Below are 21822 nucleotides of genomic sequence, written 5' to 3' on the forward strand. Positions count from 1 at the left end.
CCCATCCTTGACGAGGGCAGTGGCGGTGCGGACCTGCGGGTAGAGCACGACGTCCTGGGTCAGGTGGGCGATCGGGCGGCCCTGCGTGTCGGTTGTCGAGCGCAGCATGTCGATGACGCGCAGGCCGGCAGACGAGATCTCCTCGCGGGTCACGGACCGGCCGTCGGGACGCCCGGCGGCTACGCGCAGTTCGAGGGCCTGGACGGCCATGAGGAGTTCGATGCCGACGACGGCTTCGATGTTGGCCACAATCTGGCGCAGGTGACGGCCGGCGTTGTTGGCCATCGAGACGTGGTCCTCTTGGTTCGCAGACGTCGGGATCGAATCGACGGCATCCGGGTGTGCAAGGGTCTTGCAGTCGGAGACGAGGGCCGCGGCCAGATACTGCGGCAGCATGAACCCGCAGTCCATGCCGACCTGCTCGGAGTCGACGAGCATGTCGGGCAGGCCGCGGTTCAGCGTCCCGTCGTCGAGGCGGAAGATCCGCCGTTCGGTGATGTTGCCGATCTCGGTGACCGCGATCGAGAGGAAGTCGGCGGCGAAGGCGACGTATTCGGCGTGGAAGTTTCCGCCGGAGACGGCCTTGAGCCGGCGCGGCAGCTGCGGGAAGACGAGCGGGTTGTCGGTTGCGGCGTTGAGTTCGCGTTCGATGATCCCGATGGTGAAGTCGAGCGTGTCAGCGACCGGGCCGAACACCTGTGGCACACAGCGCAGCGAGTACGCATCCTGCGGCGGTTGCCGGTCCGGGTCGGCTGCCCGGCTGCCGGTGATGAGCTGGGAGTCGGCCATGAGCTCCCGCATCCGGGAGGCAACGGCGATCTGGCCGGGCTGCTTGCGCACGGTGTGCAGCTCGTCGATGAACGCATCACCGAAGCCCAGCAGCGCCTCGATCGTCATCGACGCGGTCACCTGCGCGGTCTCCAGCAGGGTCGCCGCATCCCAGGCCGCGAGCGCGGTCTGAGCAAGGGAGAACGAAGTGCCGTTGAGAAGTGCGAGTCCGTCCTTGGCGTCGACCGGCACCCGGTCGATGCCCGCGGCGGCCATCGCCTCGGTGCCGGGCACGATCTTGCCGTCAAGGACTGCCTCACCGGAATCCTCAGGCTTATCCTCACCGGTCGGCGGGCCGGTGAGAACGAGAGCGATGTGGGCCAGCGGGATGAGGTCTCCGGAAGCGCCGAGCGAACCGTATTCGGGTACCGCTGGCCACACATCGTGATTCAGCATCGCGACGAGCCCCTCGACCAGCGGCCAGGAGATCGCTGAATGCCCGGCGATGAGCGACTGGATGCGAATGAGCATCGTGGCCCGCACGACCTCTTCGTCGACGAGTCTGCCGATGCCCGAGGCGTCGGCGAGGATGAGCCGGCGGGAGAGCTCCGCGGCATCGGCGGCGCTGGGGAACGCCTGTCGCCCGGCCAGTGAGCCGAAACCGGTGTTGACCGAGTAGATCGCCTCGACGTCTTCACCGGCATTCATCCGGTCGATGACATCATCGAGCCAGGCGCGTGACTCCCGGCAGGCCTCCTGGGCGGCCGGGGCGAGGGTGATACGGCGGCGGTGCCGGGCGACGTCGACCATGTCGGCCAGGCTCAGATCGGCCTCACCGAGGGTGAGCACCGGGCCGTCGAACTCCTCGGTCGCGGCCGGCTGGCCGGGCAGCGGAGCGGTGGCGTGGTGCAGGTTCGAGTGCGGATGTGCGGTCATATGCGGGTCTCCTCGCAGATCGGACGGTCAGATGGCGTGGTGCGCCGGCAGTGTGCGGGCGGCGGCGGTGACGGTTCCCAAAGGGCCCGGGAACGCAGTGCCCAGAGGGCCTGGCGCCGCGGTGGCCGTGCGGCTTAGGCAGGAGTCGCTTTCAGCGGCACCGAGGTGTAGGAGCGCAGTGTGGTGTGGATGAGCGGCTCGGGCTCGGCGGTCGGTTCGAGGTGAGCGACCCGGGCGCAGAAGGCGGAGAAGAACGCATCCATCTCCATCCGAGAGATCGGCTGGCCGACGCACTGGTGGATGCCCATCCCGAAGGTCAGGTGCCCGCTGGCATCCCGGTCGATACGGAACTCATGCGCATCAGGACCCCACTTCGACTCATCGCGGTTGGCCGAACCGGGGAAGACGAGAACCTTCGTCTCGGCCGGCAGGTCGACTCCGCCGATCGTCGTGTTTCGGCTCGTGGTGCGGTAGAAGGACTGGAAAGGCGAGTCCCACCTGAACGCCTCGTCGATCGCGTACTTCGCCAGGCTTGGGTCGGCATGCACGCCGGCGTACTGGTCAGGGTGTTGGGCCAGCGCATTGAGGGTGTTGATGATCGCGAAGATCGTCGTGTCGAGCCCGGCTGAGAGCATCGCGCGCACCAGCAGCGTGGCCTCATCAGCATCGATCGTCCCGGCGTCGGCGAACTCCCAGATCTGGGCGCCCATTCCCGAGGTGTTGAGCACCTCGCGAGCGCAGTTCTCCAGCACCCAGTCATACGTGCCCTCCGCGGCTTCGATATGGGCCCGGGCCACGTCGTTCTGCGGGCCGAAGGTCGCGAAGTTCGCAGCTCCCTGGACCGGCAGATTCTTCGCCCGGCCCTCGCGCGGGATCCCGACCGCGTCGCCGAAGACGCGCAGCACGAACCGTTCGGCCACCTCGGCGGCGTCGAAGGCGCAGTCACCGGAGAGCACATCGTCGAGCACGGTCTTGGCATAGGTGGCGAAGCCCTTGCGCAGCGGGCGCAGCCGGCGGGGGTTGATGACCCCGGTCATGGCCTCGCGCATGCGCGTGTGGATGGGCGGATCGACTTCGAGGATGCCCGGCTTGCGCAGCGGCGGGTTGTGGTGGATGTTGACGATCCCCACCCCGGCTCCGGAGATGTAGGTCTCCCAGTCCTCAAGGATCTCGCGCACCTCGGCGTCCCGGCCGAAGGCGTGGACCTCGTACGTCTCCAGCCAGGCTGCCGGCCCGGCCTCGCGCAGACGGGTAAGGAACGGATACGGGTCGCGCAGCACCTCGGGCGCGTACGGGTCGTCGGCCAGAGCAGTGGCGGTCAGCGCCGTCATCGAAACCTCCGGGAGTCAGTCAGTGCGGGTGCCCCTCACGGTAGCCGTCGCCGAGGCGGTGGCGCCGCTGGCAATCTCATGGGATGGGAAGTGCGCGGCTGGGCTGGTGGGGGAGCAGGTGTAGCGCAGCTTAGGCAGAGAGCTCGGCACCGAGTTCTGCGGCTGCCGAGGTGAGGACCGGTGTCAGTGACTTCACGAGGTTTGCCGGCACCCGATCGGCGTGGCCAGCCACGGCCAGGGAGCAGATCACTTCTCCGCCGACGCGCACAGGCGCTGCCACGGCGACGGCATTGTCGATGAGCTCGCCGTGGGAGACGGCGACCCCGCGGGTGCGGATGTCCTTGAGATCGGCGATGAGATGCTGCCTTCGGACCAATACCGCCTGGTCATCGGCGGCATCAGCGCTGACAGCGCGCAGCGCGCCTTCGATGACAGCCGGCGGCGCGTAGGCGAGCAGCACACGCTGGCCGGCGCCGCGGTAGATCGGCAGCACCTGGTTGATGCGAAACGAGATATCGGTATCGGCGCTGGGAGAGACCTGCCGCAGACACACAGCGTTGTGCCCGGCGCGCACAGTGAGCACGGAGACCTTGCCGGTGCGGTTCGTCAGACCCTGCAGGAAGGAGTGGCCGACTTCGATGAGTCGAGTGCGGGTGATGTCCTGGCCCGACCATGCCGAGAGCCGCCACCCGGGAACGAAGCGGCCATGCTGCTTTTCGATGAGATCGAAGTCGGTGAGCGTCTTGAGGTAGCGGTACGTCGTCGACAGCGGCAGGCCGAGTTCCTCGGAGACATCCTGGGCGCTGACCTCTCCGCCTTCGGCAACATGCGTGAGCACCCGCAGCCCGCGCACGAGCGCGGAGTCCGCGCCGGGGTCCGAGGCGCGGGAATCTCCCGCTGAGCTGCCTGTCGAGTTCATAGATTCAGGGTACGTCAGCGGCCGCACGCCCGTGCAGGTGTGCGGCCGCCTCAGTGACGCGGATCAGTATGACCAGCCGATCACGACGTCCAGTGCGTTGCTGAGCGCTTGGCCATCATGCGGCGGTACTCGGCGGTGGTGTCCGGGAACAGTTCGCCGGTGCCCCAGTCGAGGATGACGCCGTAGCGGCGCAGCACGTCGTGGACGTCGAGCTCGCCCTTGCGGTACTGCTCAGCCACCGCCTCGGGGTCGGCGTCAAGCCAGCCGGCGCGCTTGGAGCGGATCTCGGCACGAGCCTTTTCGGTCGCCTCGGCATCAATCTCGTACTCATCGAGCTCGGCGTCGATGACGGTGATGACGACGCCGTAGTCGCGTTCGGCGCGGCGGACCGAGACGTACTGGTCGATGACGTCCTCCAGCACCGCCTCGGGCTCGCGCTCAAGCGGATCGCCGAACCCGCCGCCACCGGCCGAGGGCCGGGTGAAGGCGTCACCGGATTCGATCGGCACATTGGAGAACGTCGCCCCAAGGTACTTCTCGTCCTCGGTGCCCTTGTTCAGCCACACGCCGTGCGGATAGGACGGCAGTCCGCCTTCGATGCCCCAGGTGACCGAGCGGCCGCGGTCGCAGCAGTAGCTCATCACGGTCTTGACGGCGTCGGTGAGCACGCCGCCCTTCTCCACACCGCAGCCACCGCGGAATCTGCCGGGCCCACCGGAGTCGGTGTTGATCGCGTGGCTGGTCGTCAGGATCGGGTTCAGACGCTCCTGGCCCTCGACCGGCTGGACCGCCAGGCCGGTGCCGAACACCGGCGAGGTCGCTGAGGAGCCGTCCTTCGTCGCCCGGCCGCCCCAGCCGCCGGCCATCCAGTCGTACCACATGAAGTACTGCTGGTCGTCGGTGCGGCCGTCATGGCCTCCCACCAGCAGATACTCCAGGTTGAAGGCGCACGCCATCGCCCGTTCGGGCATGATCCGGCTCCACAGTTCGAAGATGCCGTTCATGACCTTCTCATATGGCCCGGAGCAGAATCCGGTCACCGCGTTCGGCCAGCCGGCGTTGACGACGGTGCCCTCCTCGCCGATATCGGCAGTGACCGCAGCGTAGAAGCCGGAGTTGAGCGGCACCTCGGGGAAGAACGTCTTCGTCCCGGCGTAGATCGCCGAGTGCGTCGTGCCGTACCCGGAGTTGAGGAACGTCGAGACCGCCGGGGCCGAACCGGTCAGGTCGTAGTGGATGCCCTCGCCGTCGAGCCTGAGCTTGATGCGGATCGGCACGAGTCCCTCACCGTGGGCGGGGTCGGCGTCGAGGTAGTCGACGGTCTCCCATTCGCCGTGCGGCAGCCCGGCAAGGCTGCCGAGCACGGTGCGGTTGACGTAGTCCTGCGTCTCCTGCATCGCGGTGAGCACGGTGTCCTTGGAGTACTTGTCGACCAGCCGGAGGATCTCGCGTTCGCACACCGCAGTCGCTTCGGACTGGGCATTGAGGTCGCCGAGCGCCTGCGCGGGTGCGCGCGTATTGGAGACGAGCAGCTGGGCGACGTCGTGGAGGAACTCACCGGCCCGCCACACGCGCACGGGTGTGATTCGCAGGCCCTCGGAGAAGTGCTCGCGGGCATTGACGTCGAACGACCCGGGCACATTGCCGCCGATGTCGGCCCAGTGGCCCTTGTTCTGCGCGAACCCGATGATCTCGTCCTCGACGAAGATCGGGCGGATGAACGACACGTCGTTCATGTGGGTGCCGCCGCGGTACGGGTCGTTGATGGCGAACACGTCGCCGGGGTTGATGTCGTTGCCGAACTCTTCAAGCACGGCCTTGCACTGGAAGTGCAGGGTGCCGACGTGCACTGCGATGTCGCCGCTTCCCTGCATGACGGTGTTGCCGTACTTATCGCACAGGGCTGAGGAGAAGTCGCGGGAGTAGATGACGAATGAGTAACAGGTCCGCAGGATCTGCTCGCTCATGAGGTCGACGCTGGTGGCGAAGGCGTTCTTGAGCACTTCGAACGTCACCGGGTGCAGGGTTGTCGCCGGTCCCGAGGCGGTGGTCAGGGTTTTCACTTCTCGTCTCCTTCGCTCGCGCTCAGGTGGATGCGGATGTTGAGCCATTCGTCGATGACCGCCGTCGTGCTCGGCGGTACGACGGTGGTCGAGTCGAGCTGATTGATGATCGCCGGGCCCGCCAGCTCCATCTCCGGACGCAGCGCGTCGCGGTCGTAGACGGGAGTGTCGTGCCACTGGCCGTCGAAGTACACTTCGCGGCGCTCGACCGGGTCAGGCAGGGCGGAGCCGTCGGCTGCGGCCGGGGTGAAGGCCGGCTTCGGGGTCTTGCCGAGGGCCTTGAGGTGGAGCTGATAGATCTCAACAGGGTTGTCGTCCTGCCGGAAGGCGAACTGGCGCTCGTGCTCCTCATGGAAGGTGCGCACGGCCTCGGTGAGCGCGTCCGGTCCGGTGCCCATCGGCACCTGGAGGGAGCGCCACTGGCCCTGGTATCGCATCGAGATGCCGCGCTTGAGCTCGGTGTCGGCCTCCGCAACGCCCTCGTGGCGGAGGCGCTCGGCGGCGGTCGACTCGAGTGCGGCGAACTGCTGTTCCAGGTCATCGCTGTCGGCAGTCGAGGCGACGGCGGTGTACATCGTCGACAGGTCGTGTTGGATGTCGACGAGCAGGCAGCCGAGCGCCGAGGTCACCCCGGGGTTCGGGGGCACGACGACGGTCGGGATGCCGAGTTCGCGTGCGACTTCCGCGCCATGCAGGGCTCCGGCGCCGCCGAAGGCCAGGAGGGCGAAGTCGCGCGGATCGAGTCCGCGGCGGATCGAGACGAGCCGGACGGCATCGGCCATATTCGCATTCGCCACATCGATGATCGACTCGGCGGCCTCGGCTGGTTCAAGGCCGAGGGGTTCGGCGATCGTCTCCACCACCGCCTTCTCTGCGAGATCCCGGCGCAGGGTCATGGCGCCGCTGGCCAGGTCGGTGCCGAGCCGGCCGAGCAGCAGATTCGCATCTGTGTTCGTCGGCTCGGTCCCGCCTTGGTCGTAGCAGGCCGGGCCAGGGTCAGCGCCGGCGGACTGCGGCCCATTGCGCAGGGATCCGGCGATGTCGATATGGGCCAGCGAGCCGCCGCCGGCACCGATCGTGAGGACCTCGATGCTGGGGAAGACGATCGGATGGCCGTATTCGACCTCCCATTCCTTCGTCACCCGCAGCTCGCCGTCGGCGATGAGGGAGATGTCGGTCGAGGTGCCGCCCATGTCGAGCCCGACGGCGTTGTCGTACCCGCACTGCTCGGCGACGTGTTTGGCTGCGATCGCACCGGCGGCGATGCCGGAGGCGGCGAGCCGGACGGGGAACCGCTTGACCATCGCCGGGGTCATCGAGCCGCCGCCGGAGTGCAGGAGAAGCAAGTCGCCGTCGTAGCCGTCGTCCTTGAGCTGGTTGTCGAGGCGCTCGACGTAACCGGCCACCAGCGGGCCGAGCACTGCGTTCGAGACGGTCGTGTTGAAGCGGTCGTGCTCGAAGATCTCCGGCAGGATCTCGGCCGAGGTCGACACGGCGGCCTCGGGCATCTCCTCCTGCAGGATCTCGCGCATCCGGACTTCGTTCTCGGCGTTGGCGAACGCGTTGATGAAGCATACGGCCACCGTCGTCGTGCCGCGCTTCTTCAGCAGCCGGGCGAGCTCACGGGCCTCGTCTTCGTTCAGAGTTTCGACGACGCGGCCGGAGTAGTCGACACGTTCGGTGACCTCGAAGCGGTCGCGGCGACGGATGTAAGGGCCGGACACATCCTTGTAGGCGTCCCACAGCTCATCCTTCGTGCCGTCGCGGATCTCGATGACGTCGCGGAAGCCCTTCGTCGTCACGAGCGCGGCCTTGGGGAACCGGCGGGTGATGAGCGCATTCGTCGCCACGGTGGTGCCGTGGGAGAACAGGCTGACGTTGTTCAGGTCGATCTCACCGCGTTCGACTCCGCCGATGACGGCGCGCATCGGATCGTCGGGGGTTGAGGGGACTTTCGTCACCCGCATGGTCTTGTCGGCATCGTCGAAGATGCACACATCGGTGAACGTGCCACCGACGTCGACGGCCACTCGAAGATCTGTCATTTTTCCTCCTTTGTGAATTGCACCACAGTCTTGCGAAGTGGACTCAGTGCGGCAATGGAGAATCTGAGAACTTTAACAGGCGCTATTGTGGAAAACACAAAGCTCCTGGTCCGCTTCCCGCGCACGGGCCCGGCACAGTGGGAAGGAGGGCGGATGTCCCTGACCGTTCCCGAGGCGGTCGACGCCTTCGGTGACGAAGGCGCGATCCTCGTGCAGTCCCGCATGCGCTCACCGGCTGCGATCACCCAGGTGCTGAGTACGGGCGACCCGCTGCCCAAGACACGGGCATCCAGTGGGGACTCCGCGCCAGCCGGTTCCCGGATCCTGCTCACCGCTTCTGAGGCCGAGTTGGCCGCCGCAGTGGAATCCGCCGGTTCAGCTGAAGCGCTGCGCTCAGCTGGCATACGCGCGGTTGTCATCTGCGGATCTCCGCTGGCAGGCCCTGGGGTCGTTGCCGCTGAAGCATCAGAGGAGACCGGGGCCTCGCTGTTCACTCAGCTGAGCCAGCGCGACATCAGCGTGCTGGTGTTCACCGGCGGCATCGATGCGGCAGCGGCCCGGCTGTATCGCGCGATCGCCGATGCAGCCGCGGCCGAGACCGAGCGGCTGGCGATCATGCAGCAGCTGCTGAGCGCCGCCGACGCCGACGATCCGCTCGCCTCCCTCGTGCGGGTGATGGCAAGGCTGTGCGACGGGTCGGCGATGGTCTTCGATGACAGTCGCGCGCTGCTGCACGCCGCTGGCGCCGGGCCGGTCAAGCTCATCGCCGCACACCTGGCGGAATCGGCGCATGCCGCCGACGGCATGTTCGCCGTCGGCCGCTGGAGCGTTGCCGCTGACCGCATCCGCGTGCGCACCCACACCTATCACCTCGTCCTCGCCTCGCACGACAGCGCCCGCCTGCGCACCACCTCGGCGACGGTGTTCGAGACCCTGCGCTCGATCCTCGGATCCTTCGGCGCCGTCGAGGGGTTCGCCCGCACTCAGCAGGTCGTCAGCTCCGCGGCGCTGCTGCGCGAGCTCGAACTCGGCATCTCCGTGGGTGCCGAACAGCGCAGCTGGCAGCGCATGGCCGAACTCGGCTTCACGCCGTATTCCGATCTGCACTTCGTCATCTGTGCAAGCACCTCCGGCGCCGTCTTCACCCGCTCGGACCTCGACGCGATCCTCGCGCCCGTCCACACGCCCAGCACCTCCAGCGAGCGCGACTCCCCAGCAGCACCGGCTCTGCCGATGCTCGCGATCGAATCGGCCCGCTTCGGGGACCAGGACCCGGGCATGCGCCTGCTGATCCCGGCCGAGAATGCAGCTGAGGGGCTCATGATCGGCCTCGAGCGGGTTCCCGGCCGGTTCGTCGCCGCTGTCTCCGAACGCTTCAGCCAGCTCTCTGCGCTGCCGGAGATCGCCCGTGCCACTGAGACCGCCCTGCGCTTGGCCCGCCGCAACGCGATGTCAGCCAACGGCACCGCTGATCGGGAGGGGGCCACCGCCTCGGCAAGGGTGGTCCGGGTCGATGAGCTCGACCCGCTCGAATGGCTGCTCGCCGGGGCGACGAGCCTGCGCGACCGCTCGGTGCTGGCCGGATACGCGACCGAACTGCGCACCCGGCCCGAGCTGTTGGAGACGCTGCTGAGCTATCTGGCCGCAGACCTGACGATCAACCGCGCTGCTGCCGATCTTGCGATCCACCCCAACACGCTGCGCTACCGGCTCACCCGCATCGAAGAGCTGCTGGGCGGGGCGCTGTCAGACCCGCTCGTCATCGCCAATCTGTGCCTGGCATTCCATTCCGAACTGCTGGGGCGGCGCTCTTCGGCGCGGGCTGAGGCGGAATAGGGCAGGATCAACGCTGCGAGCGCCACCACAGCAGCGCCATCAGCAGCGCAGCGCGGGATTCGGCATCTGCGAGCGAGACGCCGAGTCGCTTCTCCAGGCGCCGAGTGCGGTCATAGACGACTGGGCGGCTGATGCCCAGCTTGGTTGCCACCTCGGTCTTGTTCCCAGCAGCCAACACATAGGTCTGGAGGAAGTCGAGTGCCGCATGGTCAGGTGCCGAAGACGCGTCTGCGCCGGTGCCGAGCAGCGGTGCCAGCTCGCTTTCGGCGAAGACGCGCATCCGCGCATCATCGGCCAGGCCGGCGATGAGGCCGTTGAGCCGCAGATCGGCGAACCGGTAGAAGGGCCGCTCGCGCACCGACATCCCTGCGGCGATCCGGGCAGTCTCGACCGCTGTCTCCAGATCCCTGCCCGCGGCGAGGACTCCGTGGCGTGGTGGGCCCACTCCGATCGTGATCGACCGGTTCAGATTGACTGACAAGGTACGGCTGAGCTCGCTGAGGAGCGCATCCACTGCATCGGTGGGGAAGCCCACCAGGGCGACGACGGTGCCGTAGCGCCATGTGCCGGTCAGAGCGGAGAGGCCCAGGCTTCGGCTGACGGCGATGAGCTCGCTGCGGATGCGGCGCTCTTCGAGCTGGTAATCGGAGAGCTCGACTCCAGCGGCATCCGAGACGTCGGCCGTGTGCAGTGCCACAGCGGCGTATGCCACTGATCGGCTCATCCCGTATCGCTGCGATCGCAGCGCAGCGACCTGGTCCGTCATCTGCGTGTGCGTCGAAAGTTCGCCGAGGAAGCGGTCGGTGGCGTCGAGCAGCAGGTCCCGCTGATGCTGGGTCGCCATCCGCACGAGGGTGATGGCCTGGCCGGCGCGCTCGAGCACCTCGGCAACGTAGCGGTCGGTCGGGTCTGCGAAGGGGGCGGCGAGTCTGCCCCACCGGTTCTGCTTCATGCCGACGGGCACCGCCCGGCCGCTGTGGAGCGGCCACTCGTCGAAGAGCTCGGCCTCGGTCATGTCGCGCACCTCGAAACTCAGGATGCGATGGGCGGCGTCTTCGAGGATGACTGAGGTGTTGAGCAGGTCGCTGGTCGTCTCGACGATCTTCGCCTCGTCCGCCCCGCTGATGCTGAGCTCGGTGAACACCTCATGCACTTCGCGCGTGCGTTCGATCCACTCCAGGTGCTCGGCGATGAGCAGGCGGTGGGCTGCCTGGGTGATGCGGGCGAACCGGACCCGTTCTGTCAGCGCGATGACGGGGATCTGGAGGCCGACGCTCGCTGCGCGCAGCACCTCGAGCGACGCCGCGTCCGGTTCATCGCCCTCTGTGACGATCTCGACTGCGAACGCCGCGGCGCCGGCCTTCTCCAGACGCAGGAGGAACGCGCGGGTGCGATCGACGCTGAGCCGGAACGCCGGTCCGCTCGACAGCAGGAACTCCCCGCCTTCCAACAGGGAGGCGACGTCCTCGGTCTCAGCGATGTGGACCCACCGCACTGCCGCGTCAAGCCGGTTCTCACCGGAGAGGACGGTCAGCTGCGTTCGCTCAAGCTCGGGCACCGACAGCACCGTGCGGACGGTGACTCCCTCGCGGCCCGTCCCGATCAGCGGGTTCACTTCGGGCTCTGCTGGCAGGACAGATGAGAGCGCATGCCCTCAGTTTACAGTCTGTCATGGTTCTGTGTGCGAGGTTGACAGGCCGTCCAGTGTGCGCGGCGTCTGTGCGCGTGATACTGGCATCGAATATTGTGGGGTCGATCACGCCGGTGTCGTCGGTTCGCAGAACCCCGCATCTTCACATCAGGGAGAGGTTTCGATGGAGACTCTGGCACATTGGATCAACGGCAGCGCGGTGACCGAAGGCGACAGTGCGCGCACCGCTGACATCGTCAATCCGGCAACGGGCGTCGTCTCAGGCCGCGTGCCCCTGGCTGACGCCGAGCGGACGCAGCAGGCGATCGCCGCCGCCAGTGACGCGTTCCCTGCCTGGCGGGACACCTCGCTGTCGAAGCGAACCGCAGTGCTGTTCGCCTTCCGGGAGCTGCTGAACGCGCGCAAGGAGGAGCTCGCCGAGATCATCACCGCCGAACAGGGCAAGGTGCTCGCCGACGCGCTCGGTGAGATCAGCCGCGGCCAAGAGGTCGTCGAGTTCGCCTGCGGCATGCCGCACCTGCTCAAAGGCGGTCACACGGAGAACGCCTCGGCTGCCGTCGACGTCCACTCGGTGCGTCAGCCAGTCGGTGTGTCTGCGATCATCTCGCCATTCAACTTCCCCGCCATGGTGCCGATGTGGTTCTTCCCGGTGGCCATCGCCGCCGGCAACACCGTCGTGCTCAAGCCTTCGGAGAAGGACCCCTCGGCTGCGAACTGGATGGCCGAGCTGTGGAAGGAGGCAGGGCTTCCCGACGGCGTCTTCAACGTCGTGCACGGCGGCAAAGAATCCGTCGACACGCTCCTGTGCGATGAGCGCGTGGCATCTGTGTCGTTCGTCGGTTCGACACCCATCGCCAAGCACGTCTACGAAACTGCGACCTCGCACGGCAAGCGTGTGCAGGCGCTCGGGGGCGCGAAGAACCATATGCTCGTGCTGCCTGATGCTGACCTCGACATCACCGCCGACGCCGCTGTCAACGCCGGGTACGGCGCAGCTGGCGAGCGGTGTATGGCGATCTCGGTCGTCGTGGCAGTCGAGGACATCGCCGATGAGCTCGTCGCAAAGATCGCCGAGCGAACCCGCTCCCTGAAGGTCGGCGACGGCACCCGGGGCACCGATATGGGCCCGCTGGTCACCGTCGAGCACCGCAACAAGGTCGCCGGTTACATCGACGCCGGGGTGGAGGCTGGAGCAACGCTCGTCGTCGACGGCCGCGAAGGCGACGTCGACGCTGACTCCGCCGACGCCTTCCTCAACCCGACGCTGTTCGACAACGTCTCACCGGATATGTCGATCTATCAGGACGAGATCTTCGGGCCCGTCCTCAGCGTCGTGCGCGTGAAGTCCTACGACGAGGGCCTGGCCCTCATCAACGACAATAAGTACGGCAACGGCACCGCCATCTTCACCAACAACGGCGGGGCGGCCCGCCGATTCGAGAATGAGGTCCAGGTCGGAATGGTCGGTGTGAATGTGCCGATCCCAGTGCCGATGGCCTACTACAGCTTCGGCGGCTGGAAGAGTTCCCTGTTCGGCGACACCCACGCACACGGAGCTGAGGGCGTGCACTTCTTCACCCGCGGCAAGGTCATCACCAAGCGCTGGCAGGACCCCAGCCAGCTCGGCATCAACCTGGGATTCCCGACCAACGGCTGATCACCGCGCCGGACACCCAGCCAGCAGCTTCAAAGGAGAAAACCATGACAGACCGGAACCTCACCACCAGCGACCAGACGCAGGAGGCAGGCAGCCGTCCGTACACCCAGGACGATCTGGACCGGGCCCGGCGCGGCAAGGAGCTCGACCGCAGGCACGTCTTCCATTCGTGGTCCGCCCAGGACAAGATCGACCCGATGGCAGTCGCAGCCGCCCAGGGATCTCGGCTGTGGGACGCTGATGGCAACGAGTACATCGACTTCTCCTCGCAGCTGGTCAACACCAACATCGGCCACCAGCATCCGACGGTCGTCAAGGCGATCCAGGATCAGGCAGCCCGCCTGTGCACGATCGCGCCCTCGCACGCGAACGATGCCCGCTCCGAGGCCGCCCGGCTCATCAGCGAATTGGCGCCCGAGGGTCTCAACAGCGTGTTCTTCACCAACGGCGGTGCTGACGCGAACGAGCATGCTGTGCGCATGGCTCGCCTGCACACCGGCCGTCAGAAGGTGCTCACCGCCTACCGCAGCTTCCACGGCGGCACCACACTGGCGGTCAACCTCACCGGTGACCCGCGTCGCTTCGCCAACGACACCCCTGGTGCAGGCGTCGTGCACTTCATGCCGGCCTACACCTACCGTTCGTACTTCGGCTCAGCCGACGAGACCGAAGAGACCGAACGCGCCCTGCGCCACCTCGAAGACATGATCGTGCTCGAGGGACCCCAGAACATCGCGGCCGTCATGCTCGAGTCGATTCCCGGCACCGCCGGCATCTACACCCCGCCGCCGGGGTACCTCGCAGGCGTCCGGGAGCTGACCCGCAAGTACGGAATCATGTACATCGCCGACGAGGTGATGGCCGGATTCGGCCGCGCCGGTGAGTGGTTCGCCATCGACCACTGGGGCGTGACGCCCGATCTCATCACCTTCGCCAAGGGCGTGAACTCAGGTTACGTACCCCTCGGCGGCGTCATCATGTCCGACGAGATCCGCCAGACATTCTCTGAGCGCGCATACCCCGGCGGGCTCACCTACTCCGGGCACCCGCTGGCCACAGCAGCAGCGGTCGCCACCATCAACGCCATGCGCGATGAAGCGATGGTGGAGAACGCCAAGCGGCTCGGAGCAGAAGTCATCGGCCCGTACCTGGAGAAGATCGAAGCCAACCACCCGTCCGTCGGCGAAGTGCGCGGCATGGGCTGCTTCTGGGCCATCGAGCTGGTGGCCAACGCCGAGACGCGTGAACCGCTGGCCGCCTACGGCGGCTCATCGGAGGCGATGGACCGCGTGACCGCAGAGATCAAGAAGAACGGCGTCCTGCCGTTCACCAACTTCAACCGCATCCACGTCGTTCCACCGCTCAACACCCCCGATGACGAGGTGCTGGAGGGCCTGAACGTCATCGACCGAGCTCTCGACATCGCAGACGAATACGTCGAGCGGGTTCATTGAGATCCCGCGGCAGTCTGTGCGTGACTGGGATATGAGCGATAGACATGAGTCGATGGCCGCAGTCTCCAGCCGCTGGCCGGTGACGGTACACGGGTGCGTGAGCGCGCTCGACTGACTCAGCCCTCAAGACGGAAGGAACCCGATGTTCGGTTTGCCAATGGCGACAATCCTCATCATTGTCGGCATCCCACTGCTGTGGATCGCCTACACACTCATCTTCTTCTTCAGCACCCGCGGCTGGAGCCGGGAGGATGTCGAGCTGCCCGATGACGCCGATGGTGCCGCACCCGGTGCGCGTCCGGCCGCCGGGGGTGTCTCATGAGCATCGAAGTCATCTTCCTCATCGTCTACTTCGTCGCGATGGCCGGGATCGGTCTGTGGTCGGTGCGCGCCGGCTCGAAGGACGAAGAGGGCTTCCTGCTCGGCGGGCGCAGCCTCGGCCCGGCAGTCACCGCCCTGCGCCTGCAGTCATCGTCGATGTCGGGCTACATGTTCCAGGGTGCAGGCTCGCTCGGCTACACCAACGGCTACTTCGGCCTCTGGTACGCCATGGGCGACATCGGCGGCGGCGTGCTCAACCTGTCCGTCCTCGGCCGTCGGATGCGCAAACTCTCGCAGATGCTCGGCTCTCTCACGTCGATCGAATACCTCGAACACCGCTACCCGTCGGCCTGGACGCGTGCGATCGCAGCACCCATCGGCCTCGGCTGCATGTTCATGTAGGTGCTCTCGCAGTTCATCGCCGGCGGTCAGGGCCTGGAGATGATCACCGGCATCCCCTTCCAGTGGGCCATGCTCGTCGCCATCGGCGTCATCGTGCTCTACACGTTCCTCGGCGGCTACCTCGCTGTGGCCTACACCGACTTCGTGCAGGCCATCGTCATGGTCATCGGCATGCTGTGGATCCTCATCGGCACGCTCATCGCCGTCGGCGGCCTGACTGCCGGAAACGAGGCAGTCGCTGAGATCAATCCGAATCTTCTGACGATGTGGGGCCCCGAAGGCTTCGAATCCGTCAAGTGGGGACTCGTCATCGGTGCGCTGCTGATCTTCTCGATCGGCTACATGGGCTACCCGCACGTCAACGTCAGCCACATGGCGATGAAGAAGCCCTCCGTTGCCCGCACCGCAGCGTTGTACTCGACCGGGTTCAACCTGCTCTTCGTCCCGGCGCCCTACCTCGTCGGCGTCATGGCGCTGGTGCTGCTGCCGAACCTGGCGAACCCGGAGATGGCGGTCTTCGGCGTGGCAGAGCTCGTGCTGCCGAACTTCGCCGTCGGCATCGTGATGGCTGCCATCATGGCCGCGATCATGTCGACCGCTGACGCACTGCTGCTGCAGACCGGCACGATCGCCTCGCATGATCTCTTCAAGCGCTTCATCAACCCGTCCATGACGGAAAAGCAGTCGGTGTGGGTCTCGCGGATCACCGTGCTGGCGTTTGCGATTCTGGGCTACATCATCGCCACAACCCGGGCACCGGGAATCGCTGACGTCGTGCTGTTCGCGACGACAATCCTCGGCACGGCGTTCGTGCCCGCTTATGTGGCCGCTGTCTGGTGGAAGAAGGCGAACACCGCCGGTGCCATCGCTTCGATGATCGTCGGCACGATCGTGCCGATCGTCTGGGAGCTCGGCGGTTTGACGGAGCTCACCTCCGTCGACCCGATGGCCAGTGTCGTGATCTCCGCTCTCACCCTGATCGTCGTGTCGCTGGCGACGCAGAAGGCGAACCCGGTGCCAGCCCACATTCGCGAGGTGCTCGTGGAGACGGACAAGGTCGGACCAATCCCGGCTCGCTTGGCGATGGGGCAGAACAATGTCCTCGCAGCTCAGCTGCCGGTCGCCGAAGAACAGCTCAGCGCTCCGGCCACTGGCAGCGCCGCCTCGGAGAGCACTGCAGCAGACGACCCACATGCGCGGAAGTCTGATGAGTAGTCCGAAGTCCCCACGCCGGCACGCGGGCCAGGGCGCCTCGGCCCCGGGAGCACCCCGTGCCGAGGCACCGGACTGGCAGAGTGCCGCATGTACGGCCCTCCGTCTCAACCCGACGATCACGCAATTCGAAGCCGAGGACATCGCGCGGCGGAAGATCGGCGGAGGCGCAGCTGCAGCGACGCTGGTGCACCACCCATTCTGGTCAGTGGACGTCAGCGCTCGGCGCACACGAGGACCTCGCTTCCGGATCTCCGAGCTGTGGCGCGAGAGGTCCACACCACAGCACGAGGCGGAATCCGACGGTTCGACCGTGTCGGTCATGGTGGATGCGAAGAGCGGAACCAGTCTCATCTCCAGCATCCCTATCAACGGCGTCGATGTGCCCTCACCGTGCCAGGCCCATATGTCAGGGCCGGGGACCAATACAGCGGACAAGGCGCGTCAGCTGGTAGCCACCGCACTGCGCAAACGCTTTCGTCTGGGGATGAACTTCGACCTCTTCCCGGCAGAGCCGCGGGCGGTGTTGAAGCCGAACTGGGTCGTCGAAGCACGCCACGGCCGGCTGGCAGCGACGCTTCTTGTTGACGGTTTCGACGGTTCGTACTGGGTGATGAATGCCGAGAAGCTCTAGTTCGGCATCCGACGCAACCGAAACTGCAGCCTCACACCGCAGTGGGCGCCGCAACCCGCTGTGCCACGCCACCCACACATCGGAAGCATCACGATTCACCCGCAGCGAGAGACTTCCGCCGGCCCTGGACGTATCCTGAAGCCACCTGCCACCTCGGCGGCCGGGAGCATCACGGGAAGGCCCCACCATGAATCCTCTGTCTCTGACCTCAAGGCTCGTCTCGGAGTTCCGCGAGATCCTCGCAGAGCGCTCCTCCCGGCTCGACAACACACGGGAGAACCTCTGAACCCGCCACCCGCACCGCCACCAGGTCCACCACCCGGTCCGCCATCATCCGCTCCAGCAGGCCGACACACACCGGCCGCTCCAGTCGGACTCGCCATCTCCACACCCCCGCCGCAGCCGAGGATGACGCCGTGGTTCCCGATCGGCATCGCGGTGCTCGCCTGGTCGCTCCTGGCGCTCGCCGGCGGCCTGGCGACTGTCGGCTACCTCGTCCTCGGGGTCACGATGACCGATACGCTCGAGGGCGTCTTCGGACCTGAACCGGAATACCTGTTCAACTGGATCATCCTGTGGACGGTGCTCATCGGCCAGCTGCTCGGGCTTGTGATCGCGCTCGCCGTCGCACTGCTCGGACTGCGGCAGCGCCGCCGGGGCCGTCGGTTCGCCACCGCTGCGATGGTGCTCGGGTTCGTCGCCGCGGGGATCTTCCTGCTCATCGGTGTGCTCCAGCTGCCGCTGTATCCCATCCTGTTCGACGCCCTCGCCTTGTGAGCGCCGTGCCCGAGGTGCGCCGGAGTCCCGGCACCCGGGAACCTGCGCACCGCGCCCGAGGCGTGCCCGGCTCCCAGCATCCCGGCACCTGAGCCGCGCCGCGCCGGTGGTGGCGGGTTGGATTACGATGCACGGCGAACCCGGCATGGCGCTCAACTGCGCAGCGCCGGCGACCGAGAGGATCCCGCCATGTCTGAGACGACGCCACCGCAGACAGCCCCGACCGGTTTCCTGCAGCCATGAGCAGACTGCAGGCCGTCCCGGCAGCGGTGCCGCCGTGGACGATGGCAGTCGCGGCGATGCTCGCCGTGCAGGTCTCCAATGCACTGTCCGTACCGGTCATCGCCCAGGTGGGCCCGGCCGGCACGGCGTGGCTGCGGATGAGCTTCGGCATCGTGTTCCTGTGGCTCATCGCCCGCCCTGCACTGCGCAGCCTGCGGCTGCGCCACCTGCCGGCCCTGCTCGTCCTCGGCATCGTCACCGGCTTCATGACGACCTTCTTCCTCGCCGCTGTGGCACGCATCCCGCTCGGCACCGCCGTCGCCATCGAGTTCCTCGGCCCGCTCACGGTCGCCGGCCTCATGAGCCCGCGCCGCCGCGCACTCATCTGGCCGCTCATCGCCTTCGCCGGGGTGATCCTGCTGACCGAACCGTGGCATGGCACCATCGACCTGGCCGGAGTCGGCTTCGCACTGGCCGCCGGTGCCTGCTGGGGCCTGTACAACGTGTTCACCCAGCACATCGGCGACCGCTTCGCCGGCATCAGCGGTCTGTCACTGACCATCCCGATCGCCGCATTGGCGACCCTGCCGCTCGGGCTGCCGCAGGTCATCGGCGGTGAACTCGTCTGGTGGGTGCTGCCAGCCGCGGCCGGCATCGCCCTCATCACCCCGGTCATCGCCTTCGGCCTCGAACTCCTCGCCCTGCGCCGGATGACCCACACCGCCTTCGGCACACTGCTGTCGATCGAACCGGCATTCGGCGTGCTCATGGGCCTGCTCATCCTCGCCCAGACGCCCACCGTCATGCAGCTGATCGGCATCGCCTGTGTCATCGTCGCCGGTGCAGCCGCCCAACGCGGCGGCGGCCGCACAGCCGACGCCCCGGCGCTTGCCGACCGGCCGGCATCCCCCGCGTGAGGTGCTCGACGACCGCTGACCGGGCAGGCGCCCACCACCGCCTCGGTGCTCGCTAAGCTGGCGGGAACATCCGCGCCGACTCAGGAGCCGCCCATGACCACCCGCCGTCTCGTGACGAATCCCTTCGCCGCGCCCGAGGCGGTGGCTCCGCCCGCAGACGCCGGCGCCGTGGTGCCGCGCGCCTTCCATCAGTCGCTGCCCGGGTACGCGCCCACTCCGCTGCCTCCGCTGCCGGCGGCTGCCGAGGCGCTCGGGGTGCGCGCCGTCTGGCTCAAGGATGAGTCGGAGCGGATCGGCACGCCGTCGTTCAAGATCCTCGGCGCGTCGTGGGCGACCTGCCGGGTGCTCGCCGACTGGCTCGGCGTGGAGATCGCCGAGGTGGCGGACTTCGCGCTGCTGCGCGCCAAACTGACTGCGGCGGTCGAGCAGACCGGCCGGCCGCTGGCACTTGCTGCCGCAACAGATGGCAATCACGGCCGGGCCGTGGCGATCATGGCGCGCCTGCTCGGGCTGTCGGCGCGCATCTTCGTCCCAGCCGACATGGTCGCCGAGCGCATCGCCGCCATCGAGTCCGAAGGAGCCGCAGTCGAGGTGGTCGACGGCGGCTACGACGATGCGATCCGTCGCAGCGCCGAGGTCGCCGGGCCTGATGTGCTCGTGGTCTCCGATACCTCGTGGGAGGGATATACCGAACCACCGGCCTGGGTCATCGACGGGTACTCGACGATGATGGCCGAAGTCCACGAGGCGATCGCCGCTGGTGAGGCCGATGAGCCGACTGTCATCGCCGCCCAGATCGGTGTTGGCGCGTTCGCTGCGGCAGTGGTGCGCGGCTTCGCCCGCCCGCAGGGGCCGCGCCTCATCGGTGTCGAACCCACGCTGGCCGACTGCGTGACGGTGAGCATCGAACGCGGGGAGCTCACGGAGATCCCCGGCCCGCAGACCTCGATCATGGCCGGACTCAACTGCGGCACGCCCTCGCAGATCGCCTGGCCGGATATGCAGCAGGCTTCGACGCCTTCGCCACCGCCACCGACGACGATGCCCGCGAGGCGATGCGGCTGCTCGCTCGTGATGGTGTGGTCTCCGGTGAGAGTGGGGCGGCCGGTCCCGCCGGGCTGCTCGCTCATCGTGACGCACTCGGTCTCACCAGCGACGATGTCGTCCTCGTCTTCTCGACCGAAGGCGCCACTGATCAGGCGGCGTATGAGGAGATCATGCGTGCAGGCACCGACGACGACACCGCCACCGCGCGTTCGTCTCAGGGGTAGGTGACGGTTCCGTCGTCGTCGACCCGTGCGCCTTTCGTGAGCGTGGCCGGGGTCAGTCGCCCGTCGGGCATGAGATGCGAGACCGGCAGGTTGCGGGCGAGAAGGTGGTCGGCGATGATGCGGCGGTGACAGCGCCACCACACGGCTTCTGAGCACATGATCGCCGGCAGCGCATCGGGGCCGGTGAGCCCGATGAGTGCCGTCAGGCCGTCGGCGAACTGGGAGCTCAGCGCGTAGTCCGCGTACCGGTGGAAGCTCGCGTTGTTCCAGAAGGCGTTGGTCTCGTCAGCCACGGAGTGGCTGGCATTGCGCAGCCCGCCGAGGCGCTTTTCGCGCTGATATCCGATTCCTGCGTCTTCAAGACTCGGCGCGAGGTTCTCCTCGTTGAACTGCGGGTTGCGACGTGACCCAGGGAGCTTGCGGACGTCGACGACGCAGTCGACTCCTGCGTCCTGCAGCAGCGCGACGAATTCGTCGATGGGATGGGTGGAATGCCCCACAGTGAGGATTCGCGGTTCCATTCCAGTCACCTCCGGATTCGCATGCTCGCCGGTTAAAGCAGCGCGCGGACGTGCTGCGGGCCAGCTCAGATCAACGTCTCCTGCCCCGACGTCGAGTCGTGGGTATCTCTCATCATGGTGACAGTCCCGTGCCACGTCCGCCAGCCCACGGATTCCGTGCAACCGGTTCTTCGGCCGGAGGAATGCCGGTGTCGAACACCGCCAATGCGAAAGAAGTCCAACTACGCGAAAGTGCGCGTACGCAACTCTGGTACAGCATGACGGGAAGGCAGAATTCGATACACCGCGAATGGGCACGCCGTAAGCGCGTCGCAGACGACTCCACCTTCGCCTGGTGCCCGTGCGCTCCGTCGGGCCTGACAAGACACGGTGGAGCGCCCTGCTGCTGGAGCTCAGATTCCTACCGAGGCTCGCGATACGAGGTGAACCCTCAGGCGACCGTCTTGTCCGCTGAATCACGAAGGCCCGGAATCAAAAGGATTCCGGGCCTTCTGACGCCGATGTCGAGGCTCATCTGTCAACGATGTCCCGATACAGGACAAAGTGGACCTCCGTAGCAGCTTCTCAAACCCCCGGAAGCCGCTCGGATCGCTGATTTCCCGTGTTCTACGGGGTTCTCAGGTTCGTCGGCCGCGCGCTCGGGGTGCTCGAATGGCCGATGAGCGCGGCGCCGTGCGTGAGAATTCCCGTCAGTCTCAAACCCGTTTGAGCGTCTCCAATCGAGCCGAGCTGCTCGCCGGGTACGCCGATGGTGTGCCCGTACGCGAGCTGGCGACACGATTCAACGTGCACCGCGGCACCGTGCGGGAGATAGCTCGGCAGGCGGGCTTGGCAGCGCGTCGCCCGGAGTTGCCCGACGCGATCCGACAGGACGCCGCTCAACTC

The 21822-nt window shown here is 67.0% G+C and carries 15 protein-coding genes and 2 pseudogenes; 10 read left to right on the plus strand and 7 right to left on the minus strand.

The window, feature by feature from the left end:
• The 5 genes from hutH to M3B11_RS09915 form a co-directional block, all read right to left on the minus strand.
• Nucleotides 1-1704: histidine ammonia-lyase (hutH, locus tag M3B11_RS09895; RefSeq protein ID WP_259877318.1), on the minus strand; the 1704-nt coding region annotated here is incomplete at its 3' end.
• Nucleotides 1705-1838: 134 nt separating this feature from the next.
• The gene (locus M3B11_RS09900) at nucleotides 1839-3035 is read right to left on the minus strand and encodes a cytochrome P450 (RefSeq protein ID WP_259877319.1); all 1197 of its coding nucleotides are present in this window, start codon (nucleotides 3033-3035) and stop codon (nucleotides 1839-1841) included.
• A gap of 130 nt (nucleotides 3036-3165) precedes the next feature.
• The gene (locus M3B11_RS09905; RefSeq protein WP_259877320.1) at nucleotides 3166-3954 is read right to left on the minus strand and encodes an IclR family transcriptional regulator; all 789 of its coding nucleotides are present in this window, start codon (nucleotides 3952-3954) and stop codon (nucleotides 3166-3168) included.
• Between the two features lie 80 nt (nucleotides 3955-4034).
• Nucleotides 4035-6017 carry a hydantoinase B/oxoprolinase family protein gene (locus tag M3B11_RS09910; RefSeq protein WP_259877321.1) on the minus strand — a complete coding sequence of 661 codons (1983 nt, stop codon included), beginning with the start codon at nucleotides 6015-6017 and terminating at the stop codon, nucleotides 4035-4037.
• Complete coding sequence (locus tag M3B11_RS09915; protein ID WP_259877322.1) at nucleotides 6014-8062, minus strand: hydantoinase/oxoprolinase family protein; 2049 nt, start codon at nucleotides 8060-8062, stop codon at nucleotides 6014-6016. Before M3B11_RS09915 ends, M3B11_RS09910 begins: the two co-directional genes overlap by 4 nt.
• Nucleotides 8063-8215: 153 nt before the next feature.
• Here M3B11_RS09915 and M3B11_RS09920 point away from each other — a divergent pair, with 153 nt between their 5' ends.
• Nucleotides 8216-9898, plus strand: coding sequence for a CdaR family transcriptional regulator (locus M3B11_RS09920; protein WP_259877323.1), 1683 nt, complete (start codon nucleotides 8216-8218; stop codon nucleotides 9896-9898).
• A gap of 7 nt (nucleotides 9899-9905) precedes the next feature.
• On the opposite strand, the gene M3B11_RS09925 is transcribed toward M3B11_RS09920, so the two are convergent.
• On the minus strand, nucleotides 9906-11513 hold the full coding sequence (locus M3B11_RS09925; protein ID WP_259877324.1) for a PucR family transcriptional regulator ligand-binding domain-containing protein: 1608 nt from the start codon (nucleotides 11511-11513) through the stop codon (nucleotides 9906-9908).
• Between the two features lie 199 nt (nucleotides 11514-11712).
• Here M3B11_RS09925 and M3B11_RS09930 point away from each other — a divergent pair, with 199 nt between their 5' ends.
• The 8 genes and pseudogenes from M3B11_RS09930 (at nucleotide 11713) to M3B11_RS09965 (ending at nucleotide 20420) form a co-directional block, all read left to right on the plus strand.
• Nucleotides 11713-13206 carry a CoA-acylating methylmalonate-semialdehyde dehydrogenase gene (locus tag M3B11_RS09930; protein ID WP_259877325.1) on the plus strand — a complete coding sequence of 498 codons (1494 nt, stop codon included), beginning with the start codon at nucleotides 11713-11715 and terminating at the stop codon, nucleotides 13204-13206.
• Between the two features lie 44 nt (nucleotides 13207-13250).
• Nucleotides 13251-14660 (plus strand): aspartate aminotransferase family protein, encoded by a 1410-nt coding sequence (locus M3B11_RS09935; RefSeq protein ID WP_259877326.1) that lies wholly within the window; start codon nucleotides 13251-13253, stop codon nucleotides 14658-14660.
• A gap of 142 nt (nucleotides 14661-14802) precedes the next feature.
• On the plus strand, nucleotides 14803-14982 hold the full coding sequence (locus tag M3B11_RS09940) for a hypothetical protein (RefSeq protein ID WP_259877327.1): 180 nt from the start codon (nucleotides 14803-14805) through the stop codon (nucleotides 14980-14982).
• A 38-nt stretch (nucleotides 14983-15020) separates the two neighbouring features.
• A pseudogene (locus M3B11_RS09945) lies at nucleotides 15021-16598 on the plus strand (sodium/proline symporter).
• Nucleotides 16591-17229, plus strand: coding sequence for a hypothetical protein (locus M3B11_RS09950; protein ID WP_259877328.1), 639 nt, complete (start codon nucleotides 16591-16593; stop codon nucleotides 17227-17229). Before M3B11_RS09945 ends, M3B11_RS09950 begins: the two are co-directional and overlap by 8 nt.
• Nucleotides 17230-17637: 408 nt before the next feature.
• Nucleotides 17638-18006, plus strand: coding sequence for a hypothetical protein (locus M3B11_RS09955; protein ID WP_259877329.1), 369 nt, complete (start codon nucleotides 17638-17640; stop codon nucleotides 18004-18006).
• A gap of 239 nt (nucleotides 18007-18245) precedes the next feature.
• The gene (locus tag M3B11_RS09960) at nucleotides 18246-19145 is read left to right on the plus strand and encodes a DMT family transporter (RefSeq protein ID WP_259877330.1); all 900 of its coding nucleotides are present in this window, start codon (nucleotides 18246-18248) and stop codon (nucleotides 19143-19145) included.
• A gap of 93 nt (nucleotides 19146-19238) precedes the next feature.
• Nucleotides 19239-20420 (plus strand): pyridoxal-phosphate dependent enzyme, encoded by a 1182-nt coding sequence (locus M3B11_RS09965; RefSeq protein ID WP_259877331.1) that lies wholly within the window; start codon nucleotides 19239-19241, stop codon nucleotides 20418-20420.
• On the opposite strand, the gene M3B11_RS09970 is transcribed toward M3B11_RS09965, so the two are convergent.
• The gene (locus tag M3B11_RS09970; RefSeq protein ID WP_259877332.1) at nucleotides 20407-20937 is read right to left on the minus strand and encodes a DUF488 family protein; all 531 of its coding nucleotides are present in this window, start codon (nucleotides 20935-20937) and stop codon (nucleotides 20407-20409) included. The genes M3B11_RS09965 and M3B11_RS09970 overlap by 14 nt on opposite strands.
• Before the next feature lie 651 nt (nucleotides 20938-21588).
• On the opposite strand from M3B11_RS09970, the pseudogene M3B11_RS09975 reads away from it, so the two are divergent.
• A pseudogene (locus M3B11_RS09975) lies at nucleotides 21589-21744 on the plus strand (helix-turn-helix domain-containing protein); the annotation flags it as partial.
• Nucleotides 21745-21822: the final 78 nt, after the last annotated feature.

The sequence above is a fragment of the Brevibacterium sp. p3-SID960 genome (assembly GCF_025144725.1).
GTDB lineage: Bacteria > Actinomycetota > Actinomycetes > Actinomycetales > Brevibacteriaceae > Brevibacterium.